Here is a 19,078-nt window from a genome sequence, read left to right as displayed (position 1 = left end):
GCGCTCGGCGTTCTTCTCGTTCTTGTGCTTCTTGTGGTTCTTCTCTCGTTGGAAGGCATTCGTATCCGGTGGTACGGCTGGACTTCAAATCCAGTTGGGGGTGTCAGACACTCCCGGGTCGGTTCGACTCCGGCTGCCTTCCGCCATTTGGTCTGCCAGTAGCCGACTTTCCAGCGATATCCCGCCGTCTCCGATTCCAAACGACGGCCACATCAGGTCTGTTTGCCACCCCGCGTCACGACCCGCATCAATGACCGCTTGATCGTCCCCATTGGGGATTAAAATGGCGCTTATCGATCGTAATGGTGACTTCATGGATTCATCGGTACCACGCCTGCTGGAAGTCGTCGATGCCGACAAGGCAACGCTGGACGCGGTTCGTCCGCTTCCGCCGCATACGCTTGCATCGCTACGCGAGAAGCTGATGCTGGAGTGGACCTATCATTCGAACGCGATCGAAGGCAATACGCTCACGCTGCGTGAAACGAAGGTCGTCCTCGAAGGCATCACAGTCGGCGGGAAGTCGCTGCGCGAGCATTTCGAGGTCACGAATCATCGCGACGCGATTTTCTATGTCGAGGAAATCGTCGCCAGGCAGGAGACGCTCTCCGAATGGCAGATCCGGAATATTCACGGGCTGGTGCTCAAAGGAATCGACGATGGCGAGGCCGGGCGTTATCGCCGCGAGAACGTCGTGATCGCCGGTGCCAGCACGACACCGCCGGATTTCCTGCATCTGCCGGCCGAGATGGCTGCACTCATCGAGTGGGATGCGCAGGCTGCGGCGATGCATCCTGTCGCGCGTGCCGCCGAATTGCACACGCGGTTCGTGAAGATCCATCCGTTCGTCGATGGAAACGGGCGAACGGGGCGGTTGTTGCTCAATTTCGAGTTGATGAAGTCCGGCTATCCGCCCGCGATCCTTCGGAAGGAAGATCGACTGGCTTACTACGATGCACTGGACGAAGCCTGTGTGACCGGCGACTACAGCGGCATTACGCGCCTGGTGGCCGAGTCCGTCCTGCGTGCGCTCGATGTCTACCTCGCGGTGCTCGGGCTGCGCACGCAAGGTTAGTTCGACTCCGGCTGCCTTCCGCCAACACGGAATCCAGTCAACCGCCGCATGCGCCATCCCGCTTCCCGCGCCAACGCACGCACCACGAAAAAGGCCCGCTTTCCGCGGGCCTCATACACTCAGCAATTGCCTTTCTTCGCCTGTCCGGGCGGGCAGAACCCGTTGCCCGGGCCGCCCTGCGGCGCGACGACGACCGGCGGACCCGGAACGTATGCGACGCATCCACCGAGTGCGCCAACCACGCTCGCCGCGACGAGCAGTGCGATCACCCCTTTCTTCACTTCGTTCTCCCGTTATTGAGGAAAGGGCCGCGAGGCCCTTTCGTTGAATGCTGCCGACGTGTGCGTCAGAAGCTGAAGTTGACGTTCGACTGGCTCGTCGTGGCGTTGACGTTCGTCGATTGCGTTGCGCCCGATGCCGCGTCCGCCTCGATCGTATATTGTGCCGCGGCAGCCGGCGATGCAGCCAGCGCGACCGGCAGCGAGCCCGAGTACGTACCGACGATCGGTGCGGCCGTGGGCACGTTCAGCGCATAGGCGCCGGTGTCCATGTTCGCGTTGATCGACGTGATCTCGTACGGGCGGGCATCGACCGTCTGCAATGCACGCACCAACGCGTCGGCGCTTGCCGTCACCGTGCCGCTGACCGAGCTCATCGTCGAGGCCGGCAGCGTGATCGGCGCGTTCGACGCCGACACGGCGGTGGTCGTGTTCACCACGACCGGCACCGTGCGCACGATGCCCGACGCGAAGTTGTTCTGCACGATCACGACGTCGTAGTTACCTTGCGTCGAACTCTGGATCAACGGCGACAGCACGAACTTCCCGGTGCTGTCGGCGACAGTGCCCCTGACCACCTTGCCACCCTGTTCCGCGTACACGGTTGCGCCCGCTTCGGCCGGTGCGACATAGCCGGAGATCGCGCCGCTCACGACGGTCGGGATCGCGGTGACGACCGGCTTCAGCGCATACGTGCCGTTGCCGCGCTGAACGATCGACTTGCACGCGTTGAAGTCGAGCACGAGGTCGACGAGCGTGTTGGCTTGCACCGTGAATGGCTGGATGATCTTGTAGCCGCTTTGCGTCGCGCTCGGCGTTGCAAGCGCCTGCTCGGTGCCGCCCGTCGGAACGACCGAGTTCGCGAGGCTATTGCCCTGGTTCGGCGCGAGAACGAGGCGGATCTGCTGATACTGGCCGGCCGGCAGCGCGGTCTGGCCGATATCGGCGAGCACGCCGTTGGTCAGCGACAGCAGGTCGATCTTGCGCGGTGTCGCCAGCGTGATCGTCGACCAGCCGGCATCGTTATCGGAAGCATTCGTATTCGCATTGACGCGAACCTGCGAGACGGTCACGTAGATGTGGTCGAATCCGCATGACGGCGCATCGGTCATCGCGACATGCAGCGTGCCGGTTTGCGCGCCGCCATCGTCGCCGCCGCCGCAACCTGCCAGCGCAAACGGCACCATGGCCGCGCACAGTGCGGCCTTCCAGAAATGGTTGTTCATGATTTTGCCCCCTCCAATCTGATTGTGGATGCAACGAAGCATAGCGGGCCGGCATGCCCAAAGTGTGGACAGCTTTGCAACGAACCGTAAATTGTGCGTCGGAGCGTAAGGACTGCTGCGGGGCCGTTGCGAATGGCGATGCAACAGGGGGAAGGCCGTTCGAGAGCCGCCGAATTTTCGCCATTCATCTGACGAAACGGAGCGAGCCGCGACGCCGCGCGACGCCGCCCGATTGCGTTCGCGAAAAACTTGATGGGGAAAAGCACCGAACCCGTTTGAATTTTTTCCTCGCTATAGTCTAGGCACGGACGGTAGGTGCACGTGCGATGCGCCGATACCGTTCAGGCAATAACCGTAGACGGGTGCTGTATGAAAAACACAATCGAAAAGACCACCGGACCGGTGTGGGGTGTGGCGGCAGGGGTATTCCTGGCTGCCGCAGGACTGAGTCTCGGCATCTTCCCGAAATCGCTGAACAGCGCGGGAACCGCAAACGACTTCATTGCATCCGGCGTCGCGATGCTGGGTATCTTCCTCGTCGTCTATTCCACGCACGAACTGCGAAGAAAGCGCCTGCACTGAGCGCCGGCACGCCGGCCGATCCGTCCAGCACGTTCGAGGCCGACGACCGGCTCAGGAACGCGCGCGCCCGTCGGCGGAGCCGCGATCGACCAACAGATCGTCGACGATGATTTCGCCGGCCGCCCGGCCTGCGCGCAACGCATTGAGCGTGCTGCCGAACAGGCGGCCGCCATCGTCCGCGAGGCGGACTGGCGCGAGCAGACGCGGCGCGCTGCCGGCCGTGCGCACCTGCACGACCGCGACGAACCCGAACCGGAGCGTGTCGGGCGGTGGCGCGTGGTCGCGCGGTTTGTCGAGCCGGAATTCGCAGCGGACGTCGATGGTGTATCCGCGGTAGGTGTACGCACTGTTCATCTGCAGCTCGCTCGGAAGGGAACGCGACGACGGACCGTGGGCGCATCATATCGGCTCGTGCGAGCCGCTGGGGGTGGGGTGTCTACCTACTTGAGGAGTTCGTGCCGGTAGACGAGCTCGACGATCCGCTTCGTCGGGATGCTCGCGCGCACGCCGTCGACGCTGTCGATGCGAAACCACTTGCACTTCTGGATCTCGTTGCTCGCTTGCGGCGTCTGGTCCGGGCCGACCTCGGCGAAGAACACGTGATGGACCTTCGCGAGCCCTGTGAACTGCATCGAGTAGACGAGAGCCTGGCCGGTGATGCCGGTCTCTTCCTGCAATTCCCGATGCGCGGCTTCGAGCGGCGTTTCTCCGCGCTTGATGGTGCCGCCCGGCAGCGCCCAGCGCGATGTCGCGCGCGCCACGAGCAGGACCTGTTCGTCGCGATAGCAGACGATCGTCGCCCGTTCCTTGATCGGGACGGCACTGCCTTCCGGCGGCTTCGTGGAGAGGGGAGTTTGGGGCATGGACCGATTCTAGCGAGTGTCGGGCACCCGGCCAAGCCGGGGCGCCGAGCGCGACGCGGCCCGCCCGCCGGGTCGCGTCTTCATGGAGCCGCCAGCGTTACTTCTGTTCCGGCAGGAACCAGTTCATCACGAGCGCACAGATGCCGCCCGTGGCGACGCCCGATTCCAGCACGTTCTTCAGTGCATGCGGCAGGCTGTTCAGAATGTCCGGCACTTGCGACACGCCGAGGCCGAGCGCGAGCGACACCGCGATGATCAGCAGCGCGCGGCGATCGAGGTGGATGCCGGACAGGATGTTGATGCCCGACGCGGCCACCGCGCCGAACATCACCATCGCCGCACCGCCGAGCACGGGCTCCGGCACGGCCTGCAGCGCGCCCGCGACGACCGGGAACAGGCCGAGCACCACGAGCATGCCGGCGATCCAGATGCCGACGTGGCGGCTCGCGACGCCGGTGATCTGGATCACGCCGTTGTTCTGCGCGAAGACCGAGCTCGGGAACGTGTTGAACACGCCGGCCAGCAGCGAGTTCGCGCCGTTCACGAGCACGCCGCCCTTGATCCGCCGCATCCACACCGGCCCTTCGACCGGCTCCTTCGAGATCTTGCTGGTGGCGGTGACGTCGCCGATCGCTTCGAGCGACGTGACGAGGTAGATGATCAGCATCGGCACGAACAGCGACCACGAGAAGCCGATGCCGAAGTGCAGCGGCGTCGGGACCTGGAACAGCGCGGCCTGATGCACGCCGGTGAAGTCGAGGCGGCCGAGCACGACGGCCGCGGCATAGCCGATCACGAGTGCGATCACGAGCGCGGTGCTGCGCACCCATACGATCGGCACGCGGTTCAGCAGGATGATCGTGCCGAGTACGACGCACGACAGCGTCAGGTTCTGCGTGCTCGCGAACGTACCGTTGGCCATCGCGCCGTAGCCGCCGCCCATGCTGATGAGGCCGACCTTGATCAGCGTGAGGCCGATCAGCAGCACGACGATGCCGGTGACGAGCGGCGTGATCAGGCGCTTCACGAACGGCAGGATGCGCGACACGGCCATCTCGACGAACGAACCGGCGATCACGACGCCGAAGATCGCGGCCATCACGGTCTCGACCGGCGTGCCCTGCTTGACCATCACGCTGCCGCCGGCGATCAGCGGGCCGACGAAGTTGAAGCTGGTGCCCTGCACGATCAGCAGGCCGGCGCCCAGTGGGCCGAAGCGCTTGCACTGCACGAAGGTGGCGATGCCGGAAATCACGAGCGACATCGACACGATGAGCGTGGTGTCCCGGCTCGATACGCCGAGCGCCTGGCAGATCAGCAGGCCGGGCGTGACGATCGGCACGATGATCGCCAGCAGGTGCTGCAGCGCGGCGACGAAGGCGACCATCGGCGCGGGCCGGTCATTGGGGCCATAGACGAGGTCGTGCGACGGATCGGCGTCGGCGGCGCCGTGGGCGGCGGATCGGGCGGGGGAAGCGGGTTGCATGGCGAGCGGGCCGGACAAGGTGGAAAGTGCGGCATTTTAGCCGATGGGCCCTGCGGCGCGGCCCGCGCGCGATGCGGGGGGCGGGATGCGGGAAAGCGGCGCCGATGCGTGCCGCCGAGCACGCGGCGGCGAGCTTGCTGATCGTCGGCTGGCCGCTGCCTGCGTCGCGAGTGTTTCGCGCGGATCGCGACGCTTCAGCCGGCGGTGCGAGGCTTCGTGCCGCGCGCCGGTGCGCGCGGTGCGCGGGCTGCCGGATACGCGCGCCGGCACACGTCGATGACGGCATCGCGCAGACGGCGATGGACGGGGTCACCGTGCATGCGCGGATGCCATAGCGCCGAGATCAGAATTTCGGGCAACCGCACCGGTATCGCGAAGCTGCGCAGCCCGAGCGCGTCCACGAGCCCCGGCGTGAATGCGTTGCCGAGGCTCGAGCGCGGCACGAGCGCAATCAGGTCGGTGCCGGCCGCGACGCGCATCGCATCGGGATAGCCGGGCACCACGACCTGCACGGTATGGGCCGGTGCGGGCGTGTCGGCCGCATCGTTCGTCGGGCCGCCGAAGTCGCCGAGCTGTGCTGCGATCACATGACGGCAGGCCGCGTAGCGCGCGGGCGTGATTCTGGCCGCCGCGAAGAGCGGATGTCCGGCGCGCGCCACCGCGACGTGCCCGTCGTGAAAGAGCTCGCGCGTGTGCAGTTCGGGCGCATCGTCGCCGCGCTTGCCGATTTCCAGGTCGACCGTGCCGTCGCGCAGCGGCCCCGGATCGCGGTCGGGCTTGGCGACGAAACGCACGCGCACACCGGGCGCGATGTCGCCGATCGCGGCGACCACCGGGCCGGCGAGCATGTCCATGAACGATGCGGCCGCGCGGATGGTGAACGTGGACGACAGCGTCGTCATGTCGATGTCGGCCGTCGCCGGCCGAAGCACGGCACGCGCATCGACCGCGACGGCATGCACGCGATCGCGCAGTGCCGCCGCGTGCGGCGTCGGCACGAGCTTGCGTCCGGCGCGCACGAGCAGGGGATCGCCGGTCGCGGTGCGCAGCCGCGTGAGCGTGCGGCTCATCGCGGAGGTGCTCAGTCCGAGCCGGCGCGCGGCACCGGTCACGCTCCCTTCGGTGAGCAGCACGTCGAGCGCGGTAACGAGGTTCAGGTCGATGTCTTCCATTCGAACAGCATACGACATCGCGCGCGGTGACATGGCGTTCGATGCAACTATCGATTGAATTCGGTGCGTCTGGTGCATCAGATGGTGCGCGCCTATAGTGGCCGGATCACGGACTTCGGTAAAGGTGAAACCCATGCAATCGACTGTATCGAACGCCAGCACACCCTCGATCCTGCTCATCGCGGCCTCGCGCGGCCTCGGGCTCGCGATGGCGGAGCAATTCCTGAACAAGGGCTGGCATGTCACCGGCACCGTCCGCGCCGGGTCGGGGCGCACGAAGCTGCATGAACTCGCCGAGCGCTTCGGCGAACGGCTCGAGATCGACACGCTCGACATCTGCGAGCCGGAACAACTGGCTGCGTTGCGCGCGCGCCTGTCGGGCCGGCGCTTCGACATGCTGTTCGTGAATGCCGGCACGACCAACGATCCGAGCGAAACGATCGGCGAAGTCACGACCGACGAGTTCGTGCGCGTGATGATCACGAACGCGCTGGCGCCGATGCGCGTGATCGAGGCGTTGCACGATCTCGTGACTGCGGACGGCCTGATCGGCGCGATGTCGTCGGGGCAGGGCAGTGTCGCGAACAACGTGAGCGGCATGCGCGAGGTCTACCGCGGCAGCAAGGCCGCGCTGAACCAGTTCATGCGCAGCTTCGCGGCGCGCCAGGCCGCTACGCCGCGCGCGATGGTGCTGATGGCGCCGGGCTGGGTTCGGACGGAACTCGGCGGCCCCGATGCGCGACTGACGATCGACGAAAGCGTGCCGAGCCTCGTGAACGTGCTGATCGGCAAGCAGCGGCGCGCGGGGCTCGAATACCTCGATTACCAGGGGCGCACGGTGCCGTGGTAGTGGCCGGGGCAGTCGGGCGCGTGACGACGCGCTGCGCATGCCGCGCCGATTCAATACAATGCGACGTCGAGGTGCTGGCGCCGTGTCGGGCAGCCGGGCGCCCCGTTCGATGAGCGGTATCGACCGGCGACCGCGCATCGTGGAATGACGTCCCGCCCTGACGGGCCGCTGGCGAATACGGAGCGCAGCATGAACGAACCCTACCTGCAGGTCATCGCCCATTTCTTCGCGAAACCCGGCAACGGCGACCGCGTGATCGAACTGCTCACGGAACTCGCGCCGCTCACGCGCGCCGAGCCGCAAAACCTCGACTACGCGTACTTCCGCTCGCCGGTCGAGCCTGACCACATCGTGATCCTCGAGCGTTACCGCGAAGCCGACGGCCTCGACGTGCATCGGGAAACGCCGCATTTCCAGCGGATCGGTGTCGGCGCGATCATTCCGTTGCTCGATCGCCGCGACGTGACGAGCTACATGGTGCAGCCCGACACCGGCACGGCGACGCCACCGGGAGGCACCCGATGAACCCGTTTCAATTCCGTACCGTTCCGACGCAGATCGTCGAATTCGGCGCCGCGCGCCGGCTCGGCGCGGTGTTGCGCGAGCGCTTTCCGACGCTCGCGCGACTGTGCGTCGTCACCGACGCGTTCCTGCATCGCAGCGGCGTGCTCGCGCCCGCGCTGGAGAGCCTCGCCGCGCACGGCTGGCAGGTGACGGTGATCGACGACGTGATCGCCGATCCGCCCGAACACGTGGTACTGGACGCGACCGCGCGGGCGGTGGCGGCCGACGCCGAGATCGTGCTCGGCCTCGGCGGCGGTTCGTCGATGGACGTCGCGAAGCTGATCGCCGCGCTCGCACCGGGGCGGCAGGCGCTGGCCGACATGTACGGCGTCGACAAGGTGGCAACATCGCGGCTGCCGCTCGTGCAGATGCCGACCACGGCCGGCACCGGCTCCGAAGTGACGGCCGTGTCGATCGTCACGGTCGGCGAGGCGCGCAAGATGGGCGTCGTGTCGCCGCACCTGTTCGCGGATGTCGCGATCCTCGACGCCGAGCTGACGCTCGGGCTGCCGCGCGCGGCAACGGCGGCGACCGGCATCGACGCGATGGTGCATGCGATCGAGGCCTATACATCGTCGCGGCTGAAGAATCCGGTGTCCGACATGCTGGCCGTGCAGGCGTTGACGCTGCTGTCGCGCAATCTGCTGAAGGCGTGCGACGACGGCAACGATCGCCACGCGCGCGAGGCGATGCTGGTTGGCGCGATGTTCGCCGGCCAGGCCTTCGCGAACGCGCCGGTCGCGGCCGTGCATGCGCTGGCCTATCCGGTCGGCGGCATTTTTCATGTGCCGCACGGGTTGTCGAACGCGCTCGTGCTGCCGCATGTGCTGCGCTTCAACGCATCGGCCGCCGCGCCGCTGTATGCGGAGCTCGCGGCGATCGTCGCGCCGTCGGCGACGGGCAGCGACGAAGCGAGGACGCACGCGCTGATCGACGAGATCGATCGGCTGATCGTCGCGACGGGCATCCCGCGCACGCTGCGCGAGGTCGGCATCGGCGAGAGCGACCTGCCGCGCATGGCGTCGGATGCGATGTTGCAGACGCGCCTGCTCGTGAACAATCCGCGCGAGGTGACGGAAGCCGACGCGCTGGCGATCTATCGGCACGCGTGGTGATCTGTGCGCGTGATTGCGCGACGGTCGGCGGCGTAACGCCACCGGCCGCTGCTGTTTCTGATCGCGATCCTTGCAGGTCGATTCGGGTTCGCCGTCGGGCTTGCGAGGTGGCACATGCGAGCATCGGCGTCGTGAATGGAAATCGCCTTCGCTCGATCGACAGGAGACGACATGACGCAACGGGACGAAACGGCGCGCACGCGATGCGTCGCATGGCAGATCGCGCAGACCTGGCAAGCGGGCGAATGGTGCCGGCTCGTCGAGACGCGTGACGGCATCGATCTGTCGGGAGCGGTCGCGGGCGCGATCGACGGCACGCCGTTTCGCGTCGACTATGCGATCGCGTGCGGCGCCGACTGGCTGACGCGTTCCGTGCGCGTCACGCACTGGCTCGGCGCGACGCCGCCAACGCAGCTCGCGATCGAATGCGACGCGGGGCGCTGGACGATCGACGGCGCCGACGCGCCGGCACTCGCGGGCGCGACCGACATCGATCTCGGCTTCAGTCCATCGACCAATACGCTGCCGATCCGGCGTCTGGGGCTGGCGGTCGGCGCGTCGGCCGTCATCCACACCGCGTGGCTGCGTTTTCCGGCGTTCGAGCTCGTGCGCGGCGAGCAGCGCTATGCGCGCACGGCGCAACGCGTGTACCGCTACGAGAGCGGCACGTATGCGGCCGACATCGCGGTGGACGAGGCGGGCCTCGTCACCGATTACGACGAATGGCGGCGGGTCGGCGCGACGCGTGCGCCGTAACGCGTCGCAGCGGCGGGGCGTCAGCGCGCGTTGGCGACCGTCACCCTGGCCGGAATCAGCTTCAGCGTGCTGAACGCGTCGGCGATCTTTTGCTGATACGCGAGCGTCGCATCGGTGATGGGCTGCACACCGTAGCCGGCCCGCTTGAGCGCGATTTCGAGCGTCGGCGCGTCGAGGCCGACGAGCGGCGACAGTTGCGCGGCGACTTCCGGAACATTGTCGCGTCCCCAGCGGTCGACCGCGTCGACTTCGTCGAGCAGCGTGCGCAGCACCTGCGGTTGCGCAGCCGCATATTTGCGCGCGGCGAGGTAGTACTGCGTGTTGCGCACGAGCCCGTCGCCGTTCGCGACCACGCGCGCGCCGAGCTGCCGTTCGGCGGCCGCCAGATACGGATCCCAGATCACCCACGCGTCGACGCTGCGCTGCACGAATGCGGCGCGCGCATCGGCGGGCGTCAGGTAGACCGGCTGGATGTCGGCATACGTGAGGCCCGCGTGTTCGAGCGCCTTCACGAGCAGGTAGTGGACGTTCGAACCTTTGTTGAAGGCGACCTTCTTGCCGCGCAGCTGCGCGACGGTGCGGATCGGTGAATCGGGCAGCACGACGATCGCCTCGCCGTGCGGCGCGGGCGGTTCGTTGCCGATATAGACGAAATCGACCCCGGCGGCCTGCGCGAAGATCGGCGGCGTCTCGCCGACCGTGCCGACGTCGATCGCGCCGGCGTTCAGCCCCTCGAGCAATTGCGGGCCGGCCGGGAACTCGAGCCACTGCACCGCCACGCCCTGGCTCGCGAGCCGTTTCTCGAGCGTGCCGCGCGCCTTGAGCACGACGAAGTTGCCGTATTTCTGGAAGCCGATGCGCAGCCGCTTGTCGCTGCCCTGGGCCCGTGCGGGCAGGCCCGCGAGCGGGCCGAGCGCGAGCCCAGCCAGGCCGGCGGCCGCGCCGTGCAGCCAGTGGCGGCGGCGCGGATTGGCCGGGGCAGTTTCAAGTTCTGCGTGCGGTGTGTCGTTCATCGAGGCGTCCTGCTGGCGGGTTCACGGGGCGCGCGGGCGGGCGGCGCAATCGGCACGGGAGCACGGGACGCAGCCGTTTGCGGGCGATGCGCACGGCCGACCCGCGCCGGATTCAGGACGATACGGCCGCGCGGGCCGGCCGCCAACCAACGAATCCGCATATGCAAATCAGCGGCCGGACGATACGTGAACGACGGGGCGGCAGCACGCCGCCGCGCTCAATCGGTGCCGAGTGGGCTTTCCTCGATCGCGTCGACGCGGTCCGGATAGAACGCGAGGTGCGCGCGAATCGATTCGACGGCCGGATTCGGATGCTCGTACGTCCACACCGCGTTGGTCGCGCGTTCGCCGCCCACGGGGATCGAGTAGTACGCGCAATCGCCCTTGTACGGGCAGTACGTCGCATGGTCGGTCCGTTGCAGCAGCGACATGTCGGCATCCTCGCGCGGAATGTAGAACACGACCGGATAGCTGGCCTCGCGCAGCGCCAGCGCGCGGCGCGTGTCGGCGACGGTCTTGCCGGCCACCTTGACCACGACGCGCGACGGATGCGGCTCGATCGTGATCGGATGATCGGGGCCCGGCGACTTCACGGGACGAGAGGGCGTATCGGGGCTGATCGACATCGTGGGTCCTCCAGGAAGGGTCGGCGCGCCGGCAGCGCGCCGTGCCGGAACGTGCGCGCCGGGCGGATCCCCGCGCGCCGGTGCCGGCGTCGGCCAACCGATACGATGCGCCAATTCCGGAGAACCTGCACGGGGCCGGAAGGCGGCGCGTGGCGGCGCAGGAACTGCGGTGACGCACGGCGTGGCGCGCGAGGTCGGCTGAAATGTCCGCGGCGCTCGCATGGACGATCCGATGCGGCAGCAGCGGGATGCATCCGCCGCGATAAGCAACGCGGAATTAATTGGTAAGCGATCGGCGGGCGGCGCGCGAAGATCGGCGGTCGTCATTCGCATGACCGTCCTGTCCGAGCCACCATGAAGCTTTCATTCGTCTCATCCGCCGCGCGTCGTGCGCGGCATCCATCCGTTGCCGTCGTGACGTTGCGCGCCATGGCCGCGTCGCTGCTGCTCGCCGGCGGGTTTTCGCACGCGTTCGCCGCGCCGGCCGGCAAGACGCTCGTGTACTGCAGCGAAGGCAGCCCGGCCGGCTTCGATCCGGGCCAGCATACGACCAGCACCGATTTCGACGCGAGCACGTACACGATCTACAACGGGCTCGTGCAGTTCAAGCGCGGCACGCTCGATCTCGTCCCGTCGCTCGCGACGAGCTGGGACGTGTCGTCCGACCAGCGCGTCTACACGTTCCACCTGCGGCGCGGCGTGAAGTTCCAGACGACCGCGTGGTTCACGCCGACGCGTCCGTTCCAGGCCGACGACGTCGTGTTCACGTTCGGCCGGATGCTCGACGCCGACAGTCCGTTCCGCAAGGCGTACCCGGTCAGCTTCCCGTACTTCAGCGATCTCGGTTTCGACCGCAACATCGAGCGCATCGAAAAGGTCGACGACGACACGGTGCGCTTCGTGCTGAAGTCGCCCGACGTCGTGTTCGTGCGCAATCTCGCGATGGCGTTCGCGTCGATCTTGTCGGCCGAATATGCGTCGCAGCTGGCCGCACGCCACCGCGAGGCCGACATCAACCAGCTTCCGGTCGGCACCGGGCCGTTCCAGCTGCGTGCGTACCAGAAGGACGCGGTGATCCGCTACGACGCGAACCCCGACTACTGGAAGCCGGACGACGTGAAGCTCGCGCATCTCGTGTTCGCGATCACGCCCGATCCGGCCGCGCGCCTGCAGAAGCTCACGGCCGGCGAGTGCCAGGTGTCGGTGTTCCCGCGGCCGGCCGACCTCGAGACGGTGCGGCGCGATCCGAAGCTGACGCTGTTTTCGGGGACCGGGTTCAACGTCGGCTTCGTCGCGTACAACACGCAGCATCCGCCGCTCGATCGCGTCGACGTGCGGCGCGCGCTCGACATCGCGATCGACAAGACGGCGATCATCAAGACGGTGTTCAACGGCGACGCGACGATCGCGACGAACCCGATGCCGCCCGCGCAATGGTCGTACAACCCGCGGCTGAAGGATGCGCCGCGCGATCCGGCGGCCGCGAAGGCGCTGCTCGCGCAGGCGGGATTTCCGAACGGCTTCGACTTGACGCTGTGGGCGATGCCGGTGCAGCGGCCGTACAACCCGAACGCGCAGCTGATGGCGCAACTGATCCAGCAGGACTGGGCGAAGATCGGCGTGCGCGCGAAGATCGTCAGCTACGAATGGGGCGAATACAACCGCCGCGCGAAACGCGACGGGCAGCACGACGCGATCCTGTACGGCTGGTCGGGCGACAACGGCGACCCCGACAACTGGCTCGGCACGCTGCTCGGTTGCGACGCGGTGCACGGCAGCAATCTCGCGAAGTGGTGCAACGCGGATTTCGAGCGGCTCGTCAGCGCGGCGCGCACGAACGCGGACGTCGCGAAACGCACGTCGCTTTACGAGCAGGCGCAGGTGGTGTTCAAGGATCAGGTGCCGTTCACGCCGATCGCGACGTCGATCGTGTCGCTACCGATTTCGAAGCGCGTGCACGGGGTGACGTTCTCGCCGCTCGGCGGGCATCGGTTCGATGGAGTGTGGCTGGAGTGAAGCGGGGGAGCCGGCGCGTGTGGGGCGCGCCGGCCCGGTGGCGGGAAGCTCGTAGTCGGATCGTCCTGTCGGAAATACAGGAACGCCGAAACCGCATCTGCACGGCCACGCCAGACGCGCGCACCGTGCGCAGCGCCCCTCACTGCAATGTCACCCCCGGCCCCTTCAGCAAGACGCTACGGCGGCCGTCGATGCCCACCGGCACATCGCCGTGAACCGTCGCGCGGCGCACGACGCGGCGCGCATCGCCGTAATCGTTGATTGCATAGTGCTGCGTCGCGCGGTTGTCCCAGATCGCGACGTCGCCTTGCTGCCAGCGCCAGCGCACGGTGTTCTCGAGGCGCGTCACGTGTTCGTGCAGCACCTGCAGCAGATGCGCGGAGTCCTGCGACGACAGCCCCTTGATCTTCTGCACGAAATGCCCGAGCACGAGCGTGCGCTCGCCGGTCTCCGGATGCACGCGCACGACCGGATGCTCGGTTTCGTAGACGGTCGACGTGAACACTTCGCGGTAGCGTTTCAGTTGCGTGTCGTCGGCGTGCACGTGGGTCGACGCATAGTCGTAGGCGTTCGTGTGCAGCGCCCACAGCGTGTCGGCGAGCGCGCGCAGCGGCTCCGGCAGGTGCGCATACGCGGCCGCCGTGTTGGCCCACACCGTGTCGCCGCCGAACGGCGGAATCACGACCGCGCGCAGGATCGACACCTTCGGATACGCGTCGACGAACGTCACGTCGGTGTGCCACGAGTTGGCGCGCGCGCCATGCGCGGAATCGAGTTCGAGCAGCTGCGCGCTGCCGTCCGCCGGCGGCACGGTCGGATGCGCGACGGTGTCGCCGAAGCGACGCGCGAATGCTTCCTGCGCGGCGTCGTCGAGATGCTCCTGGTTGCGGAAGAACAGCACCTTGTGGCGCAGCAGCGCGGCCTGGATCGCGTCGAACGTCGCATCGTCGAGCGTGCTCGACAGCCGGACGCCGGCGATCTCGGCGCCGATCCGGCCAGCGACCTGGCGCAGCTGAAGCGGGGCGGCGGCCGTGTGCGGCGCGGCGGCGTGCGAAGCATGCGATGACGGGGGAGCGGCATGCTGGACGTCGGACATCGGGAGTCTCCTGGGTCGGGTCGGTCGGGTCTCCATTCAAGCAGGGGCCGCGCGAAACCGGAACCGATGAATCGTCACAACCTTAGCGCGCGTCGTGACGATCGATATGTGTCGTCGTGCTGAGCGATGCGCGCGCGGTATCCGGCAATCCGATCGGCACGCGAAATACGGAATATTTTCCCTGTCCAATCGACGGCCACGAAAAGATTGCCGAAAAGCGAGCGCGAATGGCCGGTTTCAAATTTGCCGGGGCGACTCCGATGAATTTGGAAAAAACGGCAAAAAATATCGAATCGTCGGCCAACGCAATGATGCGCGCCATCGTTGACATTCTTACGCCGCGCCCCGACAGGCCTTGCGTGGCGGGCGGGAAAGCGGTAAGCGGTGCGCGTGTATTTCATTGCTGAAGGGTGCCATCCATAAATACACTCCGACGCTAAATAATTTGAAATCCCCCAAAAAATTATCTATACACTAGACGAAACGGCGTGATTCGCATCGCCTCAAATGCGGCCACGCAACAAAACGCGCGAAGTGCGGCAAATCAGTTGCCATACACGCGCGTTGCAGCGATCGAAAGGATTCCGGGGGATGCGAATGGCCCGATGCCCGGGCCGCCGCATGAATCGTGAATGGGCGAACGCCATGCGCCGCCACCGAAGCAACGCAGCGTCTTTACATTCAAGGTCGATCACCGGCCCCGTCACACGGAGGGAGTCATGCTGCAATACGTCAAGTCCTTGTTGCGCGATGAACGGGGCGTCAGTTCGCTCGAATACGCGGTGCTGGCCGGCATCATCGTCGTCGCACTCGCGGCGGTCGGCACGTACCTGAGCGGTACATCAGGCCTGCAGGCCATATTCACATCGCTGATCAACAAGGTCAGCTCACTGATCTGATCTCCTGAACCCGCGCGCCGCCGACGAATACACGGATCCGCAGCGGTACGACGTATCCAGCCGGGGCGCACCGACGGACGGCTCTCCGATGCTCTATCTCGTACAGCTGACGGCCACGCTCGTGCTGGTCTCGATCGCGATGCAGGACTTGCGCGAGCGGCGCGTGTCCAATCGCGCGGTGCTGGCATTCGCGATGCTGTACCTCGTCGCGGCGGCGCTCGGGCGCGAAGGGCTTGCGCCATTTGCCGGTCACGTCGCGACCGCCGCGGCGATGCTGGTGGTGTTCGGCGCGCTGCGTCACGCAGGCTGGCTCGGTGGCGGCGACGTGAAGCTGGCCGCGGCGGTATTCCTGTGGGCCGGCCCGCCGCTCGCGTTGCCGGTGCTCACGATCGTCGGCGCGAGCGGCGCCGCGTGCGGCCTCGCGATGCTCGCTGGCGTCGCACGGCAGCGTCGCGTCGCGCCTGCGCACCCGATGGTGACGCGCGGCGTGCCGTACGGCGTCGCGCTTGCGTTCGGCGGCGCGCTGGCCGTCTGGGCGCCGTTTCCTCACGCACTTTCGCTCAACTAGCCCGGGGGACGCGCGCCGCCATGCCCAAACCCCTGAGAATGGCCGTGCTGATCATCGCCGCCGGCATCGGTGCGTTCATCCTGCGCCAACTGTATGTTTCCGCGTCGACACCGCCGCCGCCCGATAACACGGCCGACGTACGCGTGCGGGTCGCCGCGGCGGACCTTCCCGAAGGGCTGCTGCTGCGCGACAACGATCTCGCGTGGAAGCCCATGGCGCGCGCGCAGGTGCCGGCCGGCGCGTTCGTCGAATCGCAACCGGGCGCGGACCTGAAGGGCGCGCTGCTGCGCAGCCGCGTCGAAGCGGGCGCGCCGATCCGCGCGGACAACGTGATTTCGGCGGGCGCGCCGGATTTTCTCGCGGCCGCGCTGCAGCCCGGCATGCGCGCGATCTCGGTGCCGGTCGACGACGTGTCGGGCAACGCGGGGCTGATCCAGCCGGGCGACTTCGTCGACGTGGTGCTCACGCAGCAGATCGGCGGCTCCGCGACGACGCCCGGCACGTTCGAAGCGGAGACGGTCGTGCGGCGCGCGCGCGTGCTCGCGGTCGGCTCGGAATTCCAGCGCGCGAAGGGGCCCGCGAGCGCGCCGGACGCGCCGGTCCGCGCGCGCACGGTCACGCTCGAGGTCGCGCCGCGCACCGCGCAGGTCGTGCTGGTCGCGACGCGCCTCGGTTCGCTGTCGCTCGCACTGCGCAGCTTCGCGACGAGCGACCGCCGCCAGGCGGCCGGCGGCGACGAACAGGAGCCCGATACGCCGCCGGTATGGGCCGGCGACGTATCGCGCGCGGCCCGCGAAGCGGCGCGTGCGCCGGCTGCGCGGACGGATGTCGGCACGCGGGCGTCGCAAGGCAACACGGTCGTGATCTATCGCGGCTCGTCGGTCGACGATGGATCGCGCGCCGGCGGCACCGGCACGCCGGGCGTGCCGCCGCTGCCGGCCGGTTGGCCGGGCACGCCTGTTGCACCGGTTGCGCCGGCCGCACCCGTGGGCGGCAATGCGACGGCGGACGCGGCGACGCAAGCGCCGCGGACCACGACGGTGCAGTGATGCAGTGAAGAATCGGGCCGGCCGCCCGGCGGCCGGCAACTGACGGGAAAACGCATGGTGCGCATGGTTCGTTGGATCGCTTTCTGGTGTCTGGCCTGCATCGTCGCGCCGGGCGTCGCGCTCGCGCAGCGCGCGCACGCGGCGGACGCCGGCGCGCCGTTGTCGATCGCGACCGGCAAGGGCGAGATGCTGTCGCTGTCCGAACCCGCGACCGCGATGTTCGTCGCGGATCCGAGCATCGCCGACATCCAGGTGCCGTCGCCGCGCACCGTGTTCGTATTCGGCAAGAAGGCCGGCACCACCACGCTGATCGCGCTCGGCGCGAACCATCGTCCGATCCTGCGCCGCACGGTGATCGTGCAGGTCGACACCGCGTCGCTGCAGACGGTGCTCGACAGCCGCTTTCCGCAATTGAAGCTGGCGGTGTCCGGCGCGCCGGGCTCGCTGATGGTGTCGGGCAAGGTGCCGAGCGCGGCCGACGCGGACGCCGTGATGCAGTCGCTCGCGCCCTACCTGAACGACAAGGAAAGGATCGTCAACCGGCTCACCCTGTCGCGCCCGATCCAGGTGAACCTGCGCGTGCGCGTGACCGAGGTGAGCCGCAACGTCACGCAGCAGCTCGGCATCAACTGGAGCTCGCTCGGCGCGGCCGGCAATTTCATCGGCGGGCTGTTCAACGGGCGCACGCTGATGGATCCGACGAACCGGCTGTTCAACCTGTCGCCGACCGGCGCGTACTCGGTGCTCGGCGGCTTCCACACAGGGCGCTGGTCGATCGACGTCGTGCTCGACGCGCTCGACCAGGAAGGCCTGATCACGATGCTCGCGGAGCCGAACCTCACCGCGATGTCCGGCCAGACCGCCAGCTTCCTCGCGGGTGGCGAGATTCCGATTCCGGTCGCGCAGGCCGGCAACACGACCGGCGCGATCACGGTCGAGTTCAAGCCGTTCGGCGTGTCGCTCGATTTCACGCCGACCGTGCTCGCCGACAACCGGATCAGCCTGAAGGTGCGCCCGGAAGTGAGCGAGGTCGACGCGAACAACAGCGTGACGACCGGCGGCGTGACGGTGCCGGGGCTCACCGTGCGGCGCGTCGAGACGACGGTCGAGCTGTCGAGCGGGCAGAGCTTCGCGATCGGCGGGCTGCTGCAGAGCCAGACGGCCAATACCGTGTCGCAGATTCCTGGGCTCGGCCGGCTGCCGATCATCGGCCGGCTGTTTTCGTCGAAGAACTTCCAGGACAACAAGACCGAGGTCGTCGTGATCGTGACGCCGTACATCGTGCAGCCGACCGGCCCCGGCCAGCTCGAACAGGCGCTCGACACCGTCGCCCGGCCGAGCAGCGATCTCGAGTTCGCGGTGCAGCGCAATCTCGGGCTCGACCTGATGTCGGGCGAAACGCCGCGCCCCGTCGGCGCCGCGGGCTTCGTGTATTGACCGGAGGAGCGCGCATGCGGGTTCGAACCATCGTCTTCGCTCTGCTGGCGCCCGCGCTTGCAGGCTGCCTGTCGGCGCCGCCGCCGATCAACCTGCCGGATGCACGCGCGATCGGCTTCGACGGCGTGCGCGCGGTGCCGCCCGACTGCGCGGCGCTGATGCAGCCGTCGCATCTCGTCGACGCGGGCTTCGGGCGGCCCGGCGTGCCGTTCGGCTGCGCGACCTACACGAATCTCGCGACGATGCTCGCGCGGCCGGAAGACCTCGTCGCGCCCATCCCGTACGGCGGCGCGGACGCGCAAGTCGCGGCCGACGCGGTGCGCCGCTACGTGGAGGATCGCGTGAAGCAGCCGACCCCGGGCAAGACGCTGACGACGACCGGCTCGCCCGGCCATTGACCCGCTCCG

Annotated in this window: 23 protein-coding genes and 1 tRNA gene; 15 read left to right on the top strand and 9 right to left on the bottom strand. The window is 67.7% G+C overall.

What is annotated here, in order from left to right:
• Positions 1-50 precede the first annotated feature (50 nt).
• Positions 51-146 (top strand) — tRNA-Sec (locus tag ABIC50_RS06700).
• Between the two features lie 167 nt (positions 147-313).
• Positions 314-1,075, top strand: coding sequence for a Fic family protein (locus ABIC50_RS06695; RefSeq protein WP_175790152.1), 762 nt, complete (start codon positions 314-316; stop codon positions 1,073-1,075).
• Positions 1,076-1,194: 119 nt separating this feature from the next.
• Here the strand turns inward: ABIC50_RS06695 and ABIC50_RS06690 are convergent, their stop codons facing one another.
• Both ABIC50_RS06690 and ABIC50_RS06685 read right to left on the bottom strand, forming a co-directional pair.
• The gene (locus tag ABIC50_RS06690; protein WP_012365739.1) at positions 1,195-1,356 is read right to left on the bottom strand and encodes a hypothetical protein; all 162 of its coding nucleotides are present in this window, start codon (positions 1,354-1,356) and stop codon (positions 1,195-1,197) included.
• Positions 1,357-1,421: 65 nt separating this feature from the next.
• Positions 1,422-2,579, bottom strand: a complete 1,158-nt coding sequence (locus ABIC50_RS06685; RefSeq protein WP_354162543.1) for a DUF4382 domain-containing protein — start codon at positions 2,577-2,579, stop codon at positions 1,422-1,424.
• A gap of 369 nt (positions 2,580-2,948) precedes the next feature.
• Here ABIC50_RS06685 and ABIC50_RS06680 point away from each other — a divergent pair, with 369 nt between their 5' ends.
• Positions 2,949-3,161, top strand: a complete 213-nt coding sequence (locus tag ABIC50_RS06680; RefSeq protein WP_006753552.1) for a hypothetical protein — start codon at positions 2,949-2,951, stop codon at positions 3,159-3,161.
• A 51-nt stretch (positions 3,162-3,212) separates the two neighbouring features.
• Here the strand turns inward: ABIC50_RS06680 and ABIC50_RS06675 are convergent, their stop codons facing one another.
• The 4 genes from ABIC50_RS06675 to ABIC50_RS06660 all read right to left on the bottom strand — a co-directional run bounded on the left by ABIC50_RS06675 (position 3,213) and on the right by ABIC50_RS06660 (position 6,682).
• Positions 3,213-3,515 carry a hydrogenase maturation factor gene (locus tag ABIC50_RS06675; protein ID WP_165752829.1) on the bottom strand — a complete coding sequence of 101 codons (303 nt, stop codon included), beginning with the start codon at positions 3,513-3,515 and terminating at the stop codon, positions 3,213-3,215.
• 86 nt (positions 3,516-3,601) lie between these two features.
• Positions 3,602-4,024, bottom strand: a complete 423-nt coding sequence (locus ABIC50_RS06670; protein WP_354162540.1) for an NUDIX hydrolase — start codon at positions 4,022-4,024, stop codon at positions 3,602-3,604.
• 97 nt (positions 4,025-4,121) lie between these two features.
• Positions 4,122-5,510, bottom strand: coding sequence for a nucleobase:cation symporter-2 family protein (locus ABIC50_RS06665; protein ID WP_354162537.1), 1,389 nt, complete (start codon positions 5,508-5,510; stop codon positions 4,122-4,124).
• A 194-nt stretch (positions 5,511-5,704) separates the two neighbouring features.
• Entirely contained in the window at positions 5,705-6,682 is a 978-nt protein-coding gene (locus ABIC50_RS06660) for a LysR family transcriptional regulator (protein ID WP_354163643.1), read from the bottom strand.
• 133 nt (positions 6,683-6,815) lie between these two features.
• Here ABIC50_RS06660 and ABIC50_RS06655 point away from each other — a divergent pair, with 133 nt between their 5' ends.
• The 4 genes from ABIC50_RS06655 (at position 6,816) to ABIC50_RS06640 (ending at position 9,967) form a co-directional block, all read left to right on the top strand.
• Positions 6,816-7,532, top strand: a complete 717-nt coding sequence (locus ABIC50_RS06655; RefSeq protein WP_354162534.1) for an SDR family oxidoreductase — start codon at positions 6,816-6,818, stop codon at positions 7,530-7,532.
• A gap of 189 nt (positions 7,533-7,721) precedes the next feature.
• On the top strand, positions 7,722-8,057 hold the full coding sequence (locus ABIC50_RS06650) for a putative quinol monooxygenase (protein WP_354162532.1): 336 nt from the start codon (positions 7,722-7,724) through the stop codon (positions 8,055-8,057).
• Complete coding sequence (locus tag ABIC50_RS06645) at positions 8,054-9,211, top strand: iron-containing alcohol dehydrogenase (RefSeq protein ID WP_175663011.1); 1,158 nt, start codon at positions 8,054-8,056, stop codon at positions 9,209-9,211. Before ABIC50_RS06650 ends, ABIC50_RS06645 begins: the two co-directional genes overlap by 4 nt.
• 171 nt (positions 9,212-9,382) lie before the next feature.
• Complete coding sequence (locus tag ABIC50_RS06640; protein WP_354162529.1) at positions 9,383-9,967, top strand: putative glycolipid-binding domain-containing protein; 585 nt, start codon at positions 9,383-9,385, stop codon at positions 9,965-9,967.
• Positions 9,968-9,987: 20 nt separating this feature from the next.
• Here the strand turns inward: ABIC50_RS06640 and ABIC50_RS06635 are convergent, their stop codons facing one another.
• Entirely contained in the window at positions 9,988-10,980 is a 993-nt protein-coding gene (locus ABIC50_RS06635; RefSeq protein WP_354162526.1) for a sulfonate ABC transporter substrate-binding protein, read from the bottom strand.
• Between the two features lie 218 nt (positions 10,981-11,198).
• Complete coding sequence (locus ABIC50_RS06630; RefSeq protein WP_354162524.1) at positions 11,199-11,606, bottom strand: DUF427 domain-containing protein; 408 nt, start codon at positions 11,604-11,606, stop codon at positions 11,199-11,201.
• Between the two features lie 220 nt (positions 11,607-11,826).
• On the opposite strand from ABIC50_RS06630, the gene ABIC50_RS06625 reads away from it, so the two are divergent.
• Together ABIC50_RS06625 and ABIC50_RS06620 are read left to right on the top strand one after the other, a co-directional pair.
• On the top strand, positions 11,827-11,964 hold the full coding sequence (locus ABIC50_RS06625) for a hypothetical protein (protein ID WP_354162522.1): 138 nt from the start codon (positions 11,827-11,829) through the stop codon (positions 11,962-11,964).
• Positions 11,961-13,622: an ABC transporter substrate-binding protein gene (locus ABIC50_RS06620; protein WP_354162519.1), complete on the top strand. Its 1,662-nt coding sequence runs from the start codon at positions 11,961-11,963 to the stop codon at positions 13,620-13,622. The genes ABIC50_RS06625 and ABIC50_RS06620 overlap by 4 nt, the downstream gene beginning before the upstream one ends.
• Positions 13,623-13,761: 139 nt before the next feature.
• Here ABIC50_RS06620 and ABIC50_RS06615 read toward each other — a convergent pair whose 3' ends face one another.
• Complete coding sequence (locus ABIC50_RS06615) at positions 13,762-14,718, bottom strand: TauD/TfdA dioxygenase family protein (RefSeq protein WP_354162516.1); 957 nt, start codon at positions 14,716-14,718, stop codon at positions 13,762-13,764.
• A gap of 116 nt (positions 14,719-14,834) precedes the next feature.
• Between ABIC50_RS06615 and ABIC50_RS06610 the strand changes: the two genes are divergently transcribed.
• The 6 genes from ABIC50_RS06610 (at position 14,835) to ABIC50_RS06585 (ending at position 19,069) form a co-directional block, all read left to right on the top strand.
• A complete protein-coding gene (locus ABIC50_RS06610) occupies positions 14,835-15,125 on the top strand; it encodes a hypothetical protein (RefSeq protein ID WP_354162514.1) in 291 nt (96 codons plus the stop codon).
• 312 nt (positions 15,126-15,437) lie between these two features.
• Positions 15,438-15,617, top strand: coding sequence for a Flp family type IVb pilin (locus ABIC50_RS06605; RefSeq protein WP_011658445.1), 180 nt, complete (start codon positions 15,438-15,440; stop codon positions 15,615-15,617).
• A gap of 88 nt (positions 15,618-15,705) precedes the next feature.
• A complete protein-coding gene (locus ABIC50_RS06600) occupies positions 15,706-16,185 on the top strand; it encodes an A24 family peptidase (RefSeq protein WP_354162511.1) in 480 nt (159 codons plus the stop codon).
• Between the two features lie 20 nt (positions 16,186-16,205).
• Positions 16,206-17,234: a Flp pilus assembly protein CpaB gene (cpaB, locus tag ABIC50_RS06595; RefSeq protein ID WP_354162508.1), complete on the top strand. Its 1,029-nt coding sequence runs from the start codon at positions 16,206-16,208 to the stop codon at positions 17,232-17,234.
• Between the two features lie 54 nt (positions 17,235-17,288).
• Positions 17,289-18,671: a type II and III secretion system protein family protein gene (locus ABIC50_RS06590; protein ID WP_126225147.1), complete on the top strand. Its 1,383-nt coding sequence runs from the start codon at positions 17,289-17,291 to the stop codon at positions 18,669-18,671.
• Between the two features lie 14 nt (positions 18,672-18,685).
• Positions 18,686-19,069, top strand: a complete 384-nt coding sequence (locus tag ABIC50_RS06585; RefSeq protein ID WP_011658449.1) for a CpaD family pilus assembly lipoprotein — start codon at positions 18,686-18,688, stop codon at positions 19,067-19,069.
• The last annotated feature ends 9 nt before the right edge of the window (positions 19,070-19,078 follow it).

It is taken from the genome of Burkholderia sp. 567 (assembly GCF_040545115.1).
Taxonomy (GTDB): domain Bacteria; phylum Pseudomonadota; class Gammaproteobacteria; order Burkholderiales; family Burkholderiaceae; genus Burkholderia; species Burkholderia ambifaria.
This window is presented reverse-complemented; position numbering and strand designations above follow the sequence as displayed.